The organism is Flavobacterium sp. 9R, assembly GCF_902506345.1.
Classification (GTDB): domain Bacteria; phylum Bacteroidota; class Bacteroidia; order Flavobacteriales; family Flavobacteriaceae; genus Flavobacterium.
In genome coordinates, this window is the sequence record NZ_LR733413.1 from 645,871 (window position 1) to 662,630 (window position 16,760).

Sequence of the window (16,760 nt, forward strand, 5' to 3'; positions counted from 1 at the left end):
ATATGAGAAATACATTAAAAATTGCAATCGTACTGATTGTGCTGTTTTTTTCAAATGGAATAGTGGCACAAGAAAAAACAAAAAAACAGATCAAAGAAGATCGTAAAATTGAACAACAAAAAGTAACAGAATCGCTTGTTGCTACTCAAAAGTTTGTTTTTGAAGGGAATAGAGCTTTTCCAACGGGCTACAGAAGTATTGATTTGACAACGAATCCAAATTTTGTGTCTTTTGCAAAAGATTTTATAAAAAGTGATATGCCTTTTTTTGGTAGAGCTACTGGCAGTGTACCTTATGGAGGCGGTGATGGAGGTTTGAAATTTGAGGGTGTGCCAAGTGAGTTTTCCATTCAAAAAACAAAGAAGAATTATCAGTTAAAAGCAAAGGTTAAGGATAAAAATGATACTTACACCTTGAATTTGACTATTTTCTTTGATGGGGGTGCTTCATTGATAATTAATAGCAATAATAGAGCTAGTATTTCTTACTCAGGAAAAATAATGGCACCACCTGTAAATTGATGAAAAAAGAAATCGCTCCTCATTTGCCATATTGGTCTATAGTTGTTCCTATTTTGACTTGTTTTCTGTATCTAGGAAAACCTGCTGAAATGAGTACTGTGTTTTTAATCCTTTTGTCTTTTGGATTAATAGGAACCATCTTAGCTGCAGTGCATCATGCTGAAGTTGTTGCTCTAAGAGTTGGTGAACCACTTGGTACGCTTGTATTGGCTATTGCAATTACCACAATAGAAGTAGCTTTAATTGTGTCTTTAATGCTTGCTGGTGGTGAAGGAACAGCTTTTTTAGCAAGAGATACAATTTTTGCAACAGAAATGATCATAATGACAGGAATTGTTGGTGGATGTTTGCTAATAGGCGGGATTAAATTTAAAGAACAGAATTACGGATTAGACGGCATTAGCGCTGCTCTTACAGTATTGATAGCAATTTCGGTTTTAACTTTAATTTTACCGAATTATACAACAAGTGTCATAGGACCTATATACAATAATGAGCAATTAATTTTTGTCTCATTTGTTTCTTTAATCTTGTATGGCTCTTTTTTGTTGATGCAGACTGTAAAACATAGGGATTTTTTTTTGCCTTCGGATGCCTCTGAGCATGAGGAAGTGCATGAAGTTGCTCCAACCAATTGGGTTGGTTACATCAGTGCACTTTTATTAATTATGGCTTTGGCTTTGGTCGTTTTGGTAGCAAAAACTTTGTCACCAAGCATTGAAAGTGGAATTGATTCTATCGGTGCTCCCAAATCTGTTGTGGGAATTATAATTGCGTGTGTAGTGCTTTTGCCAGAAGCATTGTCTGCAATTAAAGCAGCTATGAATAATCGCCTGCAGTCTAGTTTGAATTTGGCATTTGGTTCAGCATTGGCAAGTATTGGATTGACAATTCCCGCTGTTGCATTGGTGTCTATTTTTTTTAATTTAGATCTTACTCTTGGAATTGATGTAAAATCAACTGTGTTGTTTATTTTGTCATTATTCATTTTGTCATTGTCATTACGTACAGGAAAAACAACTATGATTCAAGGGGTTGTTTTGCTTGTTGTTTTTTCAGTATATTTATTTATTACTATTATTCCATAAAACAGATATTAATTTTTAAGACAAAACAAGATGCAAAAAGCTATTTTTTTTACCATTATTTTAGGTCTATTGTTATTTTCGTGTAAAAAAGAAGATAAAGAAGCGACAACCAATCTTACTGAAATTAAAGCAGATTCGGTTGCAGGAATGCCAATTGATACTATTCATACTGGCGATAATTCAGAAACGTCATTGGATTGGGACGGAATATATGTTGGAATAACTCCTTGTGCTAATTGTGAAGGTATAGAGACCGAGTTAACTTTAGGAAAAGATAAAACTTTTGTTTTAAAGACAAAATATATAGGTAAGGGTTCTGAAAAGACTAATGCTGAAAAAGGAACTTTCTCTTGGGATGAATCAGGGTCTGTTATTATTTTGAATGGTTTAGAACATAAGCCTAATCAATATAAAGTAGGTGAAAATCATTTGGTTCAAATGGATATGCAAGGTAAAATAGTGGAAGGTAATTTAGCTTCTAAATATATTCTTCAAAAAAAATAGTTATTTCTTTCTTTGGGAAATAAAGTTCAACATTCGAATATAGATGTTGAGCTTTATTTTTTTATACTATTTGGTTAAAGTTAAATCATAGCCGTACAAATGTTCGTCGCGAACAAATCCCATTTTGTTATATAAATTTTGTGCTACAAAATTATTCTTAGCCGTTCGAAGGCGAATAATTGGTGAACCAATTTCTATGGCTAATTTTTTCGTTTCCTCTATTAATTCTCGGGCAGTACCTTTTTTTCTTATACTAGAGTCTACAAAAATATCGTTTAGAATTACAATTTTGCTTAGCAATAGCGAAGAAAAGGTAATGTAATTTAAAGCAAATCCTATGGCTTTATTTTGTTCGTCAAAAGCCATAAATACAATCGCTTCGTTGTTTTCTAGTCGTTCTTTTAAGTAGTTTTTATGAGTTTTGATGTCTGTAGGCTTTTTATAAAAAACCAAATATTGATCGAATAAAACGGTTAATGCATCAAGGTCGTCAAGAGTAGCTTTTCTTATCATAACTGTTTGTTTTTAAGTGGTTTGTTAATAAAAATACAAAAATATTTTTGTTTTACAAAATATAAATGTAAAAGGGATATCTTAAAAGATATCCCTTAGCTTTTGTTGAACAATTATTGTATTAAAATTTTAATTGATATACTTGGTCTAAATCTTTGTTAGAGCTAATATTAACTTGTAAATCTGTTACAAATCCAGAGTTTAAGCCATAAACCCATCCGTGTAAAGTAAGCTCTTGTCCGTTTTTCCAGGCCGATTGAACAATAGATGTTTTAGCTAAATCAAAGACTTGTTCTTTTACATTTATTTCTACAAAAGTATTGAATCGTTTATCTTCGTCTTGAATTGAGTCAAGGTATTCATTGTGTAATCGGTAAACATCTTTTATGTGTCGAATCCAGTTGTCAATGATTCCAATAGAACTATTGCCCATTGCCGCTTTGATTCCTCCGCAACCATAATGTCCGCAAACTAAAACGTGTTTGACTTTTAAGACATTAACGGCGTAATCCAACACACTTAGCATGTTCATATCGGTATGCACGACCATATTGGCAATGTTCCTGTGTACAAATACTTCGCCTGGTTTAGCGCCAATGATTTCGTTAGCAGGAACTCGACTATCAGAGCATCCTATCCATAAAAGGGGAGGGGTTTGTCCTTTAGCTAAATCTTGAAAATAGTTCGGATCTTTTGCTAACGATTGTTCAACCCATTCTTTGTTGTTGTCTAGTATTTTTTTATAAAAATCCTTCATTTTGATTGGATAATAAAATTGATATTAATTAAAAAACTTCTTTTTTAATGATTTTACGCTTTGTAAAATCATAATGTTCTACCGATACATGATTGCCGTTATCGGTGTTTTCAAGACGATATTCGTTTTTAAAGTTTTTTAACTTCACTTTGATGTTTAAATCTTTAGACCTAATTTCTTTGAATTCAGTGATTAAGTCTAAAACATCGTGGGCAATATAAACGGTGTCTTTTGCATCTATAATTACTTTTGAATTTTCAGGTATCTTGGCTAGAGTTGATTTTATAGCAGCTTTATTAAGAAAAGAAACCTCTTGTGCCAAGTCAATATGAATTATATCTCCATCTTCATATTCCTCTTTTCTAAAGCTGTAAGCTCTTTTTAAATTTCCTCTTAATACGAAGATAATACTGATGACGATACCCAAGGCTACACCTTTTAATAAATCAGTAAATACAACAGCTAATAAAGTAGCAATGAATGGAACGAATTGGTATTTTCCGTAATGCCAAAAATGAAGAAAAGTGGCAGGTTTAGCCAATTTGTATCCTACTAGTAATAGAATAGCTGCGAGCGTAGCTAGTGGAATTTTGTTTAGAATTGATGGAATGGCTAGGACACTTATTAATAGCAAAACACCGTGTATAATGGCGGCCATTTTTGATTTGGCTCCAGCATTATTGTTGGCTGAAGTTCTAACCACTACGGATGTCATTGGCAAACCTCCTAAAAGTGAACTTATCATGTTTCCAATTCCTTGGGCTTTGAGTTCTACATTAGGATTGGTGTATCTTTTTTGAAAATCCATTCTGTCGGCAGCTTCTATGCATAATAACGTTTCAATTGAAGCAACAATGGCTATTGTTAGAGCAACGACCCAAACTTTTTGATTGGTTATGTTAGAGAAATTTGGTGTAATAATTATGTTTTTGAATTCTTCAAAGGATGTTGGAATGGGTAAAGAAACCAAATGTTCTTTTTGAATTGCCAAAGTGCTTCCGCTTACTGTGAATATCTCATTTAAAATTACGCCTACAACTACAGCGACTAGTGCGCCTGGAATTAGCTTTAGTTTTTTTAGAGCAGGAAGTTTGTCCCAAGTAATTAATATTGCAAGTGAGATAAGGGTGATGACAATTGAACCTAATTGGATATAGTCAAAGAAACCTAAAAGCGAAGAAAAAGTATTGTTTCCGTCAGTTTGAAAAAAAGCTTCATCGCCTTCAAAGTCGGTGTCGTAACCAACTGCATGGGGTAATTGTTTTAAGATAATGATTATACCAATACCAGCAAGCATACCTTCAATTACATTATTCGGAAAATAATTTGAAATACTTCCTGCTTTTACAAAACCTAATAAAAGTTGTATTGCACCAGCTAAAAATGCAGCTAGCAAAAAGATATCAAAAGCTTTAAAGTCGGTTACGGCTGTTAGTATAATAGCGGTAAGTCCTGCTGCAGGTCCGGACACACTTATATGTGATTGGCTTAGATAGCCAACTATGATTCCACCAACTACTCCTGAAATGATGCCAGAAAACAATGGAGCTCCAGAAGCCATTGCTATACCTAAGCATAATGGTAAAGCTACTAGAAAAACCACTAGCCCAGCGGCAAAGTCGGAGTTAAGATTGGCGAATAAGTTTATTTTTTTTGACATTTTATATTGAAATAGGTAATTAATTTTTTTTAAAAGTTTTTAGCAAGGTCTAAAAACGGTCGAAATTATATTAATTAAATTTTTCGAGGAGGCGGGGTGTTGATTTTTTGAATAGGGTTATTAGAAAACAAAAAAACATCCATACGGCTTGTTTTGGAAGATGTGACCGCCGGTTTCTTGGAGATTTCAAATTTTATTATTTGTTCAAAAGAAGCTATTTTTTTTTCTTCATTGGTGTCATCTTCTTCTATTGCTTCTTTTGCAAAACTAACAGTTGCTTTCTTTTCAATAATCGAAACTATTGAAGGCTTGAATATAAACAAGATGAAAAACACTAATAATAGGATAGCAAATGGTTTCATGTTTTGCATAATTGAGTGGTAAAAATACATAATTAAATAAAGGAGCGTACAGTGAAGTTGAAAATATAGTAAGTGATGATGGATTTATAGTATAGATAATAGTTTTTAGACTTTATATTTTCTTTTATGGTTTGCTCTTTTTGATGTTTCTCTAAAATTGATTAAAAATTAAATTTTTACAAGTACCCCCTATTTTTTAGGAGGTGTAATTTTGTAAGTATATATTTTTTTAAAACAAAACCCTTTATTTTATGGGTTTTGCGTAACAAAAAGTTAAATTTTGATTCAAATACCCATTATCGATTTTTTAAAAATAAGCGCTTAAAATAGCATATTGATATTATTTTTTATCGAAATTTTTGATTTGATAATTCTTCATTGAAAATGTTAAAAACATCCTTTTTTTTTGGACTACTTAGAAAAAAAGGTAATAAATTCGTCAAAGAAAAAGGAAAAAATACTTACAAAAGATTCTTTCTAAATTTCGATTTTAGCTAAAATCATTATTGAGTACAAAAGAAAACAATAACCAAATAATTGAAATTTAACCAAAATTAATGCACATGAAAAAAGCCACCTTAATTTTAGCTTTAATGCTTACGTCGAATTTTATTTTAGCACAAGAGGAAGGAACAAAAACACCTCCAGCAACTACTTTTGCAGGTTCTGCAGATGCATATTACAAATACGATTTTGCAAATGACTTTTCAAATAACAAAACTAGCTTTACCAATTCAAGTAATTCATTCGAACTTGGAATGGCTTCTATTGAGGCATCTCATAAGTTTGGGAAAGCCTCTGTATTTGTTGATTTAGGATTTGGTAAAAGAGCTGCTGATTTCTCATATAATGATACATCTCCAAATGATAATGTTACTTTCTTAATCAAACAGTTGAATTTTACTTATGAATTCTCAGATAAGTTTAAAATAATTGCAGGTAGTTTTGCTACTCACGTTGGTTATGAATTAGTAGATGCTGTTGATAACAAAAACTACAGTATGTCGTATGCGTTTACCAATGGACCTTTCTTTAATACGGGGGTTAAAGCTCAGTATACTGCAGGAAAATTTGGTTTAATGGCTGGGATTACTAATCCAACAGACTTTAAAACTGCATTGGATAGTGGAACAGATCAAAAAACTTACATAGCGCAACTTTCTTATACTGGAGAGACTGGAGCTGTTTACTTGAACTTTACTTCTGGTAGTAATAACCCTGCTTCTGATACTAATGCTACTCAATACGATATTGTAGCTACTAAGAAATTAGGTGATAAGTTTGGAATTGGTTTCAATGGAACTTATGCATCATTGAAAAACGACAGTAATGGTTCTTTAGATGCTAGTTGGTTTGCCTTAGTTGGTTATGCTAATTATATGTTCTCTGACAAAGTTAGTTTGGCTTACAGAATTGAATATTTTGATGATAAAGATGCTGCAAAATATGGTTTAGTTGATAATAATATTTTTGCAAACACTTTGTCTTTAAACTTTAAAGAAGGAAATTTTACTTTCATACCTGAGATTAGATTAGATTCTTCGTCTAAAGATTTTTTCACTAAATCAAATGGAAGTGCTACAGGAAGTGCAGGTAATATCTTGTTTGCGACAACCTATTCATTCTAATTATAATCTATTTTTTTTTCTGTCATGACGCTTTTAAAGTGTTGTGACAGTTTTTTTTATACTGCTTGATTTTCTATTTGAAATCAAGCAGTATTTTTTTGTTTAGTTAGTAAAATATTTTTTTCTAAACCAAAAGGCTAAATTAACTAATGCTATTAATGCCGGAACTTCTACTAATGGTCCAATTACACCTGCAAAAGCTTGTCCGCTATTGATACCAAAAACTCCGATGCTAACAGCAATGGCTAATTCAAAATTATTTCCTGTAGCAGTAAAAGCAATGGCAGTAGCTTTAGAATAATCTGCTCCAAAATACCTGCCAGCAAAAAAGCTAAGAACAAACATAAGGCTGAAATAAATCACTAATGGAATAGCAATTCGGATTACATCTAGTGGTATCTGAACAATCAATTCACCTTTAAGGCTAAACATTACAACAATTGTAAATAATAGTGCAATTAGCGTAACAGGAGAAATCATTGGTATGTATTTTTTGTCAAACCACTCTTGTCCTTTTATAGAAATTAAAAGATATCTACTTATGATTCCTAATGCAAATGGTATTCCTAAATAAATGCCAACACTTTCTGCAATTTGACCAATACTAATGGCTACTTCAAAACCTGTATAACCAAAATAAGGCGGAAGTACCGAGATAAATAGGTAAGCGTAGACACTGTATAATAAGACCTGAAAGATGCTGTTTAAGGCGATTAAACCAGCCGCATATTCTCTGTTTCCTTCGGCTAAGTCGTTCCAAACAACAACCATTGCAATGCATCTTGCTAATCCGATTAGGATAACACCAATCATGTATTCAGGATAACCATTTAAGAAAATTAATGCCAAGAAAAACATCAAAATTGGTCCAATAACCCAGTTTAAGAATAATGAAGTTCCAAGTACTTTGGTGTTTTGAAAAACCTCGTTTATTTTGCTATAGTTTACTTTGGCTAGAGGTGGATACATCATAATAATTAATCCAATGGCTAATGGGATATTGGTGGTTCCACTTGAAAAGGAATTGATAAAAGTGCTACTCGAAGGAATAAAATACCCAATACTTACGCCCAAAGCCATAGCTAAGAAAATCCACAGCGTTAAATTTTTATCTAAAAAACCAAGTCTTTTTCGGGCAACAACAGGAGTGCAATTATTTGCTGACATAAAATTATAAGGATTTGATTTGACTAAAAACATACAAGAATTCGGTAGCAATTTGCATGCTTCTTTCCTGATATTTTTCTGCTTGTAAAGGGGTGAGGTCAAAAGCTTTTGGGTCTTCAAAAGTGATTGGAATTCTTTTTTCGGCTCCAGCAATAAATGGACATCCGCCATCAGCTTGTGAACAGGTTAAAATTGCGGCAAATTCGCTTTGAGGATTAAAGTCATCCTCGTACCTTTTTGAAAATCCGATTATGGGGTGATCATTAGTGTTGTATTTTATAGCGTAAATAGGATTGTCTCCTTCACTGATGTTTTTTATTTCAAATCCTTTGTTTACTAGTGTTTCGGCTACTTTTGGGAATAAGGCAGTAGCTTCTGTTCCGCCAGAATAACAAAATACATTTTCGATATTGTAAAATGAAGCTGCCGTTTGAGCCCAAACTTGAGACAAATGACTTCTTCTAGAATTATGGGTACAAATGAAGTTGAGGCGAATGGCTAATCCACTGTTTGTTTTAGATTGGATAAATTGAACAAGCGGCGCTAAGACCTGTTTTCTTTCCTCGGAAATGGTATCAAAGCTGAGTTGTTCTATAGTTGATTTAATTTTTGGAAACATACAATAGAATTTAAAATGTGATATGTATTAGCAACAACTTCCTCCAGGAATGCAAGAGTTTTTTGAAGTAGTAAGTTCTTGTAGAGAAATATGTTGTTTTTCGGCTGGAATACCACAATTATCTTGTGCTAAACAATTGGTTTGTTTGCTTAGTAATAAAAAATGCTTACCATTGAATCCTAGGTCATACTTCCCGATAGTTTCGTTTTGGTATTCTACTTCGATTTCTAAATCTTCGATACCAAGTACTTTTTCGGAGAGATGGATGATGTTTAGTAGTTTGCTTGGTTTTAGTCGGTGATTGGTATCATTAGCATTCCATAATTGAAAATTTGCTACCTTTTCCTCACGGACAGTTCCGCCGCAATCAATAAATTTTTTAGTAATAATGCCAACTTCGGTTACATGAAAATGAATGGGTACCATTTGTCCGTTGGGTAAACTAAAGTTAACATCCTCTAGTTTTTCTAAAACCGTTTTTACTTCTGAAAGTTTCATAATTATTTTTTTTTTAATGATTAACAACAAGATTCGTTGGAAGGACTAGTGGTTGATTTACAGGTTAAGGTTTCAAAAAAAGTCTTGATTTTTTCAAATCCTTCTTCATTGATGCAGTAGCAAATTGCATTGCCTTCGATGTTTCCTTTTATGAGTCCTGCGTTTTTTAGTTCTTTTAAATGCTGGGAAACTGTAGGCTGTGCTAGTGGAAGTTCATTGACGATGTCTCCACAAATGCAAGACTTAGCTTCTAATAGGAATTCTAAAATGGCAATTCGAGCTGGATGCCCCATAGCTTTGGCTAAAAGAGCAATTTGATTTTGATGCTCTGTAAAATGTTCTGTTTTTGATGCGCCCATTGTTATATTTTAATATCGCAATATTACGATAATAAAATCAATTTAGTCATATTTAAAATAAAAATTTTTAAGGTGTTTTTGTCTCAGATGAATTTAATAATTAGACAGAGGTATTGCTTTTTTTTCTATTTTTATTGAAAATTAAAACTAAAAATATGAAAAAAACTGTCTATACTTTAAAATTTGTTTTGCTTTTAATAGCTGTTTGTGTTCAATGGAATCAAGGTGTGTATGCTCAAAAGAAAGTAGCAGTGGTTTTAAACGATGCAATAGATATTACTACTTTGCAAGAAGGTTATAGAAAAAAAACATACTCGATTGAAGAAATTACTCAAGCTTATTTAGACCGAATTCAGGCTGTAGATAAAAACGGTTCTCAATTGAATTCAGTTTTAACCATTAATCCTGATGCGATTGCGATTGCTAAAGCATTGGATAAAGAGCTAAAGGCTGGAAAGTGGAGAGGACCTTTGCATGGTGTTCCAGTTTTGCTAAAAGATAATATTGATACCAAAGATAAAATGCCAACTACAGCTGGTTCTAGAGCTTTGGCTAATTCTTTTCCTTTAGAAGATAGTTTTGTGGCGCAAAAATTAAGAGAAGCTGGTGCAGTAATAATTGGTAAAACGAATTTAAGTGAATGGGCCAATTTTCGTGGAGCGCCATCTACTAGTGGATGGAGTGGTTTAGGCGGTCAAACCAAAAATGCTTATGATGTTACTCGAAATCCTTGTGGCTCTAGTTCGGGTTCGGCGGTGGCTGTAGCAGCTAATTTGGCTTTATTTGCCATTGGTACAGAAACCAACGGTTCGATTGTTTGTCCTGCACATGCCAATGGAATTGTTGGACTTAAACCTACAGTAGGTTTGATTAGTAGGGGAGGTATTATTCCTATTTCTTTTACTCAAGATACGGCTGGACCTATGACGAGAACAGTTAAAGACGCTGCGATTGTTTTGGGTTGGCTCACAGGTGTTGATAGTAGAGATAGTAAAACTGCTGCAAGTGCAACTATGGCTGCTAAAGATTACGCTAGTGCATTAGATAGTAATAGTTTGAAAGGTAAACGTATTGGTGTCTATGTTGGAGTTAACGGTAAAAATAAAGAAGTTGATGCGCTGTACCAAAAGGCCATTGAAGATATGAAAGCTCAAGGTGCTACTTTGGTTGAAATTCCTGAAATTACGCCTCCAGAGGTTAATATGCAGTCTTTTACTGTGATGTTGTATGAATACAAACAAGGTTTGAATGATTATTTTAAATCATTAGGACCAAATGCAGCTATAAAAAGTGTTGATGAGTTAATCGAGTTTAATAAAAAAGATCCAGTTGAGTTAAAATATTTTAATCAATTGTATCTTGAAATTGCACAAGGCAAAACGGATTTAAATACTGAAGAATACAAAAAAGCCTTGGCAGCATTGCGAAGCAATAGTCAAGAAAAAGGAATTGATAAAGTGATGAATGATTTTAAAATAGACGCGATTATTGCTCCTACGGGGACTCCAGCTTGGGTAACGGATTTGAAAAAAGGAGATCAATTTACTTTTGGTACTTCTGGCCCAGCGGCACATTCGGGTTATCCAAGTATTACGGTACCTATGGGGTATGTGGAGGGTTTGCCAGTTGGAATCTCATTTGTAGGGAAAGCATGGAGTGAAGCTGCTTTATTGAATTTAGCTTATGCTTATGAACAAAACACAAAACATAGACATGCTCCGAGTTTAATAGGAAACTAATTAAGATTTTTTTTAAATAAAAAGGGCAGTTCATTGTTGAACTGCCCTTTTTATTATGCTGAATTAGAAATTATTTTCCATTCAATGACCAGTCATAAGCACGAGTCATTACTTTGTAAGTGGTTTCTATTTTTTTCTCTAAAAAGATATTGATAAAGTCAATTTCATTAAAATAACCTGTTACAAAATCACCTTTATAGGTTTCGAACATTTTTGGTAATTCAATAGAATTGGTGTTTTTGAAAATTCTGTAAAAATCTTTGTCGTTTATGTACAGCTTAGCACGTTGTTTTATTTGGTCGTTCACTTGCTCTGGAGTATAAGCAGCGTTCAAAAGTGGAGCGTCTCCATTTGTACCTTTACATAACACAAAATGAACTCCTGCATCAGCAATAATTTCTCTCAAGATCGTATTTTCAATATCATCAAGAGTCAATTCTTGTTTGGCTACAATAAACGTTCTTTCGTTAAAAAAACCAGGAATGGTATTTACAGAAACAATAGGAAGTTTTTCAACCACAGCTTTAATTACTGATAAGTTGTAAGCGTTGATCCAGAATGCTTTGGCTTCTTCTTTGGTTTTAAATTCTGTTTTTAACTTTGAAATGTTGTCCAAAATGTAAATTAATTCTCCTGGACTTTTCTTTAATTGAGCGTAATTTACTTTTCCTTCTGGCGAAACATTCTTCTTCAAAAATTCATTAGTTTGTTCGAAGAAATCATTTAAAGTTTGTGCTTGAGAATAAGAGGTAATGATTAAAAATGAGACAAGTAGTAAAATTTTCTTCATATAAATTTGGATTTTTCTTGGTTTTAGTTTGAATATTCATTTACGAATAAGTGAGCAAATAAACTAATTTTTTTTAACAAATTAATATTAATTTGATTTAAAATTCATAGTACAAACGAAAAGTATTTCTGTGCTACTGAATATCTGTTTTTAATTTTATTTTTTTGTTGAAGTATTGTTTTTGAAATTCTAAAAATCACATATAATTATGATAGTTTTGTCTTGTTTTGGCATCAAATAATGAATTGATTTTTTTTACTTTTTCTTTATTAGAATAATATTAACGAAAACGATTTTATTTATTTTGTATGCATGCATAATATATCGTTTTCTTTTTCTATTTTTGAATCCAATAAAATCTATAGTATGGAAAAACAATCTTTACAATCCCTTCTGCAAATCACTCATCCGGTGATTATGGCTCCTATGTTTTTGGTATCTAATACTAAAATGGTAATCGAAGGAATGAAGAGTGGAATTGCAGCTTGCATCCCAGCATTGAATTATCGTACGCTCGAAGAGTTACGTACTTCTATCATTGAGTTAAAGCAAGCCAAAGTTTCGGGTGGTAGTTTTGGATACAATTTAATTGTAAATAAGTCTAATGTAAAGTACAAAGAACAACTGCGCGTATTGTGCGAAGAAGGTGTAGATTTTATCATAACTTCCTTGGGTTCCCCTGAGGAAACAATTGCTGAAGCTCACAAAGTTGGTATCAAGGTTTTTTGTGACGTTACGGATTTAGCTTTTGCAAAAAAAGTTGAAAGTCTAGGAGCCGATGCCATTATTGCTGTTAACAATCAGGCGGGCGGACACCGAGGAAATATAGACCCAGAAGCATTAATTAAGTTATTGAATGAGCAAACAAACTTACCTGTAATTTCTGCTGGAGGAGTAGGAAGTAAGGCCGATTTAGATAAAATGTTAAGTTATGGAGCCGTTGGTGTCTCTGTTGGTAGCCCTTTTATTGCTTCAAACGAAGCAGGAGTTTCTCAAGAATACAAACAAGCTTGTGTAGATTATGGTGCCAAAGATATCATTATGACGGAGCGTATTTCGGGAACTCCTTGTACGGTAATCAATACCCCTTATGTGCAAAAAGTAGGTACAAAGCAAACTTGGATTGAAACACTTTTGAATAAAAATAAGAGCTTAAAAAAATGGGTCAAAATGATTCGTTTCTATATTGGAATGAAAGCCACCGAAAAAGCAGCGACTCAGGTTACCTACAAAACCGTGTGGGTTGCTGGGCCTAGTATAGAAGATACTACCGCTATTTTACCAGTGCAACAAATTGTTCAAAAATTGGTTGGTTAGTATGTACGAAAAGATTTATTTAGTTCTTAATCGGTTTGCAGAAAAGGCAACCTTGTTCAAGGTTTTATTCAATTGGTCACCAATGTATCGAAGAAGTTGCGGAAAAATTATTTATGTTTCAAAAGATTTGCATACCGTTCGCATCAAGATTCCTTTGAGTTATAAAAACAAAAATTATGTAGGTTCCATTTTTGGAGGAAGCTTGTTCGCTGCAACCGACCCAATATATATGATTCAACTTATGCAGATTTTAGGAAAAGACTATGTGGTTTGGGACAAAGCCTCAGTTATTCGATTCCGAAAACCTGCTTTTAGTGTGGCTTATGCTGATTTTCATTTCACCAGTGATGAGATTGCCGAAATTCAACAAAGAGTTGCTGAAGAAAATGAGGTGAACTACGTTAAACAATTGTTGATTACGAATGCTAATCAAGAAGTGTTTACAGAATTAGAAAAAACCATATACATTAGTAGTAAAGCGCATTACAAGCAAAAACTTCAAAAAAAGAAAGCCTCAAAAGAGCCTTCTTAATAGTACAGCCTAAAATCCAAAAGTTGACACAAAGCGTATTGTTTTTCGAACAATCTTTCTACTACGTCCGTAATGTCGTCTTCCTTTTGACACAAATCAAAGAAAGTTTTGTCGAGCAAATGACTGCTTATTTGGGTTGAGGCTAATCCATAACCCGAAACAGCTCTGGCTCCCGTAATATCCAAAAAGTATTGGGCTTCTTCTTCGTCTAAGTCCAATACTTTTGCATTGGCAAAGTGAATGATTTTACCTTTCATTTTGCCTTCAAATAGTTCTGCAATTTCTTCCAAACTATAAAAGTAATCGTTCAAGCAAATGGTATTGGCTTCTCCAGGCATCACCAAATAAATGATTTCATAGGCTTGAAAATTGTTATCGTCATAAAGCAAAGTACTCAAGCTCTCTTCAAGACCTTCAATCGTGTCACAAGTTTTGTAAATACTCGTTAAACCTTGTTCGAAAGCCATTCTTTCAAGGTTTTTGATTACCGCTGTTTGTTGCTCAATTGCTGCATCAGGAACTCCTTCGAGGCAGAAAATAAACTTTTCTTGGTGCATAACGTATCGTCTAAATAGGCTACAAAAATATTCTTTCTTTTTGAGATTCTGATTTTTTGTGGAAATCATTCTTCTTTCAAAAGAGAGTTTTTTATCAAAAAAAAATCCGTTACAGTGAAGTAACGGATGTATAAAAGTTATCGAGAGTATTATAAAACATTCAATTCTCGCATACATTGTTTCATACTTTGGTAAGTTCTTTCGATATCGTTGTCTAGTCCAATTGAAAAACGAATCAAACCATCGGTAAGTCCCATTTCTACTTGTTCCTCTAATGGAATTTCGCTAGATGTCGACGTACCTGGTGCGCTAAACAAGGTTTTATAAAAGCCCAAACTCACAGCCAAATAGCCCAGATTGCGCTCTTGCATCAACTCCATCAAAGCATTAGCAGTCGCTAAATTTCCAACATCAATGGTCATCATTCCACCAAAACCATATTCTGGATTAATCATATTTTTGTACAGTTGATGACTTGGGTGACTGGCTAAACCAGGATAAACCGTTTTCAAACCGTCTTTTTCAAATCGTTCTGCCAAATACTGAGCATTGTAGCTGTGTTGCTTCATTCTAATATGAAGTGTACGAAGGTTTTTCATCACACTAGCCGAGCGAAGACTGTCCATTGTAGGTCCTAGAAGCATACTTGCGCCTGTGTTTACATTCTTCAAACTATTGATAAATTCGCGACTGGCACAAGTTACACCGCCAACTGTATCGCTACTTCCATTGATGTATTTGGTCAAACTATGAATTACAATATCTGCTCCCAAACGGGCAGGAGAAACTGAAAGTGGCGAAAAAGTATTGTCGACCACCAAAGTCAAGTTGTGTTTTTTGGCGATTGCAGACAATCCAGCAATATCGGCTACTTCTAGCAACGGGTTACTTACCGTTTCGCAATACAACACTTTGGTTTTTGGCGTAATCGCCGCTTCCACTACCTCAAGTTTTGTGATGTCCACAAAGGTTGTTTCAATGCCTAAACGCGGTGTAAAGTTTTTAAGAAAAGCATAGGTTCCGCCATAAATCGTGCGGCTCGATACAATATGGTCGCCCGCACCGCATAATTGCAAAAGTGTCGGCGTAATAGCTCCCATTCCCGAAGCCGAAACATTGGCCGCTTCCGTACCTTCCATCGCTGCTAGCGCTTGGTCTAAATACAAGTTACTAGGCGAGGAGTGACGCGAATACAAATAACAGCCTTCCATATTGCCCTCAAAGGTGTCAAACATCGTTTTGGCAGATAAAAAAGTGTAGGTAGACGAGTCCGATATCGAAGGGTTTACGCCTCCAAATTCCCCAAAGTACTGTAAATCCTGAATATTATCGGCTGGATTAAAATCGTTATTTTTCATAGTCTATATTTTGTTTAGTTATTATGTTTATTAGGAGCTCATCCCGCTATCCGCTATATCTTTGCCTTTTTAAAGGAAAAAGGCAAAGGATGCCGCTACTATCGGGGCTAGGCTTTTTTGTTGAGAACCACACCAAAATAAAGAATAGGTAGATTATTAATCAATAGTGAGTGATAATTATGGTTTTTTAATCTATATTATAGTCTATGTGAAGATTATATTTCTATTTTTGTCCTTCAAATACTGTGTAAATAGATTTTTTTTCACAACACCCATAACCCAACACCCAACACCCAACACCAAAACCTCGCTATGACCATAGATGCTATTGATAAAAAACTCTTGATTTTACTCCAAACCGATAGTAAGAAAACAACCAAAGAATTGTCTTTAAAACTTAATCTTTCGGTAACCGCAGTCTATGAGCGCATCAAGAAGTTAGAGCGAGAGGGTATCATTAGTAAGTATGTTGCTTTAGTAGATAAATCCAAAGTAGAAAAAGGATTTGTTGTTTTTTGTCATTTAAAATTAGTACAACACACCAAGGAATTCCTCACCCGATTCGAAAACGAAGTGGTACAATTGCAAGAGGTTCTAGAATGCCATCACGTGAGTGGTGATTATGATTACATCCTCAAAGTTTTAGTAAAAGATATGGAAGCTTATCGCGAGTTTTTGGTAACCAAACTCACCACGCTTCAACACATTGGTAGTACACAAAGCACCTTTATGATTAGTGAAGTAAAAAACACTACGGTTATTGGTTTTTGATGCTCTCAAATTTCAGTTCA

Annotated in this window: 19 protein-coding genes; 8 read left to right on the top strand and 11 right to left on the bottom strand. The window is 33.9% G+C overall.

Going from position 1 to position 16,760, the window contains the following annotated elements:
- Positions 1-2: 2 nt before the first annotated feature.
- From FLAVO9AF_RS02895 to FLAVO9AF_RS02905, 3 genes are read left to right on the top strand one after another with little or no spacing between them, the layout of a single operon-like run.
- Positions 3-521, top strand: a complete 519-nt coding sequence (locus FLAVO9AF_RS02895) for a DUF4251 domain-containing protein (RefSeq protein WP_159683990.1) — start codon at positions 3-5, stop codon at positions 519-521.
- A complete protein-coding gene (locus tag FLAVO9AF_RS02900) occupies positions 521-1,609 on the top strand; it encodes a calcium:proton antiporter (RefSeq protein ID WP_159683993.1) in 1,089 nt (362 codons plus the stop codon). Before FLAVO9AF_RS02895 ends, FLAVO9AF_RS02900 begins: the two co-directional genes overlap by 1 nt.
- A gap of 30 nt (positions 1,610-1,639) precedes the next feature.
- On the top strand, positions 1,640-2,113 hold the full coding sequence (locus tag FLAVO9AF_RS02905; RefSeq protein ID WP_159683996.1) for a copper resistance protein NlpE: 474 nt from the start codon (positions 1,640-1,642) through the stop codon (positions 2,111-2,113).
- A gap of 66 nt (positions 2,114-2,179) precedes the next feature.
- Here FLAVO9AF_RS02905 and FLAVO9AF_RS02910 read toward each other — a convergent pair whose 3' ends face one another.
- The 4 genes from FLAVO9AF_RS02910 to FLAVO9AF_RS02925 all read right to left on the bottom strand — a co-directional run bounded on the left by FLAVO9AF_RS02910 (position 2,180) and on the right by FLAVO9AF_RS02925 (position 5,405).
- The gene (locus FLAVO9AF_RS02910; protein WP_159683999.1) at positions 2,180-2,626 is read right to left on the bottom strand and encodes a GNAT family N-acetyltransferase; all 447 of its coding nucleotides are present in this window, start codon (positions 2,624-2,626) and stop codon (positions 2,180-2,182) included.
- 121 nt (positions 2,627-2,747) lie between these two features.
- Positions 2,748-3,383, bottom strand: a complete 636-nt coding sequence (gene can / locus FLAVO9AF_RS02915) for a carbonate dehydratase (RefSeq protein ID WP_159684002.1) — start codon at positions 3,381-3,383, stop codon at positions 2,748-2,750.
- Positions 3,384-3,411: 28 nt separating this feature from the next.
- Positions 3,412-5,043 carry a SulP family inorganic anion transporter gene (locus FLAVO9AF_RS02920; RefSeq protein ID WP_159684005.1) on the bottom strand — a complete coding sequence of 544 codons (1,632 nt, stop codon included), beginning with the start codon at positions 5,041-5,043 and terminating at the stop codon, positions 3,412-3,414.
- A 74-nt stretch (positions 5,044-5,117) separates the two neighbouring features.
- The gene (locus tag FLAVO9AF_RS02925; RefSeq protein ID WP_159684008.1) at positions 5,118-5,405 is read right to left on the bottom strand and encodes a hypothetical protein; all 288 of its coding nucleotides are present in this window, start codon (positions 5,403-5,405) and stop codon (positions 5,118-5,120) included.
- Between the two features lie 563 nt (positions 5,406-5,968).
- Between FLAVO9AF_RS02925 and FLAVO9AF_RS02930 the strand changes: the two genes are divergently transcribed.
- A complete protein-coding gene (locus FLAVO9AF_RS02930) occupies positions 5,969-7,033 on the top strand; it encodes a porin (RefSeq protein ID WP_159684011.1) in 1,065 nt (354 codons plus the stop codon).
- Positions 7,034-7,135: 102 nt separating this feature from the next.
- On the opposite strand, the gene arsB is transcribed toward FLAVO9AF_RS02930, so the two are convergent.
- The 4 genes from arsB to FLAVO9AF_RS02950 are packed head-to-tail and all read right to left on the bottom strand — an operon-like array spanning position 7,136 to position 9,676.
- The gene (gene arsB / locus FLAVO9AF_RS02935) at positions 7,136-8,200 is read right to left on the bottom strand and encodes an ACR3 family arsenite efflux transporter (protein ID WP_159684014.1); all 1,065 of its coding nucleotides are present in this window, start codon (positions 8,198-8,200) and stop codon (positions 7,136-7,138) included.
- Between the two features lie 4 nt (positions 8,201-8,204).
- Positions 8,205-8,819, bottom strand: a complete 615-nt coding sequence (locus FLAVO9AF_RS02940; protein ID WP_159684017.1) for a low molecular weight phosphatase family protein — start codon at positions 8,817-8,819, stop codon at positions 8,205-8,207.
- Between the two features lie 27 nt (positions 8,820-8,846).
- A complete protein-coding gene (locus FLAVO9AF_RS02945; RefSeq protein WP_159684020.1) occupies positions 8,847-9,317 on the bottom strand; it encodes a DUF6428 family protein in 471 nt (156 codons plus the stop codon).
- Positions 9,318-9,337: 20 nt separating this feature from the next.
- A complete protein-coding gene (locus FLAVO9AF_RS02950) occupies positions 9,338-9,676 on the bottom strand; it encodes a helix-turn-helix transcriptional regulator (RefSeq protein WP_159684023.1) in 339 nt (112 codons plus the stop codon).
- A gap of 155 nt (positions 9,677-9,831) precedes the next feature.
- Between FLAVO9AF_RS02950 and FLAVO9AF_RS02955 the strand changes: the two genes are divergently transcribed.
- On the top strand, positions 9,832-11,415 hold the full coding sequence (locus FLAVO9AF_RS02955) for an amidase (protein WP_159684026.1): 1,584 nt from the start codon (positions 9,832-9,834) through the stop codon (positions 11,413-11,415).
- 70 nt (positions 11,416-11,485) lie between these two features.
- On the opposite strand, the gene FLAVO9AF_RS02960 is transcribed toward FLAVO9AF_RS02955, so the two are convergent.
- Complete coding sequence (locus tag FLAVO9AF_RS02960) at positions 11,486-12,205, bottom strand: DUF547 domain-containing protein (RefSeq protein ID WP_159684029.1); 720 nt, start codon at positions 12,203-12,205, stop codon at positions 11,486-11,488.
- 366 nt (positions 12,206-12,571) lie between these two features.
- On the opposite strand from FLAVO9AF_RS02960, the gene FLAVO9AF_RS02965 reads away from it, so the two are divergent.
- Positions 12,572-13,522 (top strand): nitronate monooxygenase family protein, encoded by a 951-nt coding sequence (locus tag FLAVO9AF_RS02965; RefSeq protein WP_159684031.1) that lies wholly within the window; start codon positions 12,572-12,574, stop codon positions 13,520-13,522.
- A gap of 1 nt (position 13,523) precedes the next feature.
- Positions 13,524-14,054, top strand: coding sequence for a DUF4442 domain-containing protein (locus FLAVO9AF_RS02970; protein ID WP_159684034.1), 531 nt, complete (start codon positions 13,524-13,526; stop codon positions 14,052-14,054).
- Here FLAVO9AF_RS02970 and FLAVO9AF_RS02975 read toward each other — a convergent pair.
- Both FLAVO9AF_RS02975 and FLAVO9AF_RS02980 read right to left on the bottom strand, forming a co-directional pair.
- A complete protein-coding gene (locus FLAVO9AF_RS02975) occupies positions 14,051-14,611 on the bottom strand; it encodes a DUF6642 family protein (RefSeq protein ID WP_159684039.1) in 561 nt (186 codons plus the stop codon). The genes FLAVO9AF_RS02970 and FLAVO9AF_RS02975 overlap by 4 nt on opposite strands.
- Before the next feature lie 149 nt (positions 14,612-14,760).
- Complete coding sequence (locus FLAVO9AF_RS02980; protein WP_159684044.1) at positions 14,761-15,969, bottom strand: aminotransferase class I/II-fold pyridoxal phosphate-dependent enzyme; 1,209 nt, start codon at positions 15,967-15,969, stop codon at positions 14,761-14,763.
- A gap of 312 nt (positions 15,970-16,281) precedes the next feature.
- Between FLAVO9AF_RS02980 and FLAVO9AF_RS02985 the strand changes: the two genes are divergently transcribed.
- Positions 16,282-16,740 carry an Lrp/AsnC family transcriptional regulator gene (locus tag FLAVO9AF_RS02985; RefSeq protein WP_159684048.1) on the top strand — a complete coding sequence of 153 codons (459 nt, stop codon included), beginning with the start codon at positions 16,282-16,284 and terminating at the stop codon, positions 16,738-16,740.
- Positions 16,741-16,760: the final 20 nt, after the last annotated feature.

What these genes read in the sequence shown, in the direction of transcription:
- FLAVO9AF_RS02925 (WP_159684008.1), bottom strand. Translation starts at nt 5,405, where the DNA reads ATGAAACCATTTGCTATCCTATTATTAGTGTTTTTCATCTTGTTTATA.
- FLAVO9AF_RS02930 (WP_159684011.1), top strand. Translation starts at nt 5,969, where the DNA reads ATGAAAAAAGCCACCTTAATTTTAGCTTTAATGCTTACGTCGAATTTT.
- FLAVO9AF_RS02920 (WP_159684005.1), bottom strand. Translation starts at nt 5,043, where the DNA reads ATGTCAAAAAAAATAAACTTATTCGCCAATCTTAACTCCGACTTTGCC.
- FLAVO9AF_RS02895 (WP_159683990.1), top strand. Translation starts at nt 3, where the DNA reads ATGAGAAATACATTAAAAATTGCAATCGTACTGATTGTGCTGTTTTTT.
- FLAVO9AF_RS02945 (WP_159684020.1), bottom strand. Translation starts at nt 9,317, where the DNA reads ATGAAACTTTCAGAAGTAAAAACGGTTTTAGAAAAACTAGAGGATGTT.
- FLAVO9AF_RS02965 (WP_159684031.1), top strand. Translation starts at nt 12,572, where the DNA reads ATGGAAAAACAATCTTTACAATCCCTTCTGCAAATCACTCATCCGGTG.
- FLAVO9AF_RS02980 (WP_159684044.1), bottom strand. Translation starts at nt 15,969, where the DNA reads ATGAAAAATAACGATTTTAATCCAGCCGATAATATTCAGGATTTACAG.
- FLAVO9AF_RS02940 (WP_159684017.1), bottom strand. Translation starts at nt 8,819, where the DNA reads ATGTTTCCAAAAATTAAATCAACTATAGAACAACTCAGCTTTGATACC.
- FLAVO9AF_RS02960 (WP_159684029.1), bottom strand. Translation starts at nt 12,205, where the DNA reads ATGAAGAAAATTTTACTACTTGTCTCATTTTTAATCATTACCTCTTAT.
- arsB (WP_159684014.1), bottom strand. Translation starts at nt 8,200, where the DNA reads ATGTCAGCAAATAATTGCACTCCTGTTGTTGCCCGAAAAAGACTTGGT.
- FLAVO9AF_RS02900 (WP_159683993.1), top strand. Translation starts at nt 521, where the DNA reads ATGAAAAAAGAAATCGCTCCTCATTTGCCATATTGGTCTATAGTTGTT.
- FLAVO9AF_RS02910 (WP_159683999.1), bottom strand. Translation starts at nt 2,626, where the DNA reads ATGATAAGAAAAGCTACTCTTGACGACCTTGATGCATTAACCGTTTTA.
- FLAVO9AF_RS02955 (WP_159684026.1), top strand. Translation starts at nt 9,832, where the DNA reads ATGAAAAAAACTGTCTATACTTTAAAATTTGTTTTGCTTTTAATAGCT.
- FLAVO9AF_RS02950 (WP_159684023.1), bottom strand. Translation starts at nt 9,676, where the DNA reads ATGGGCGCATCAAAAACAGAACATTTTACAGAGCATCAAAATCAAATT.
- can (WP_159684002.1), bottom strand. Translation starts at nt 3,383, where the DNA reads ATGAAGGATTTTTATAAAAAAATACTAGACAACAACAAAGAATGGGTT.
- FLAVO9AF_RS02970 (WP_159684034.1), top strand. Translation starts at nt 13,524, where the DNA reads ATGTACGAAAAGATTTATTTAGTTCTTAATCGGTTTGCAGAAAAGGCA.
- FLAVO9AF_RS02905 (WP_159683996.1), top strand. Translation starts at nt 1,640, where the DNA reads ATGCAAAAAGCTATTTTTTTTACCATTATTTTAGGTCTATTGTTATTT.
- FLAVO9AF_RS02975 (WP_159684039.1), bottom strand. Translation starts at nt 14,611, where the DNA reads ATGCACCAAGAAAAGTTTATTTTCTGCCTCGAAGGAGTTCCTGATGCA.
- FLAVO9AF_RS02985 (WP_159684048.1), top strand. Translation starts at nt 16,282, where the DNA reads ATGACCATAGATGCTATTGATAAAAAACTCTTGATTTTACTCCAAACC.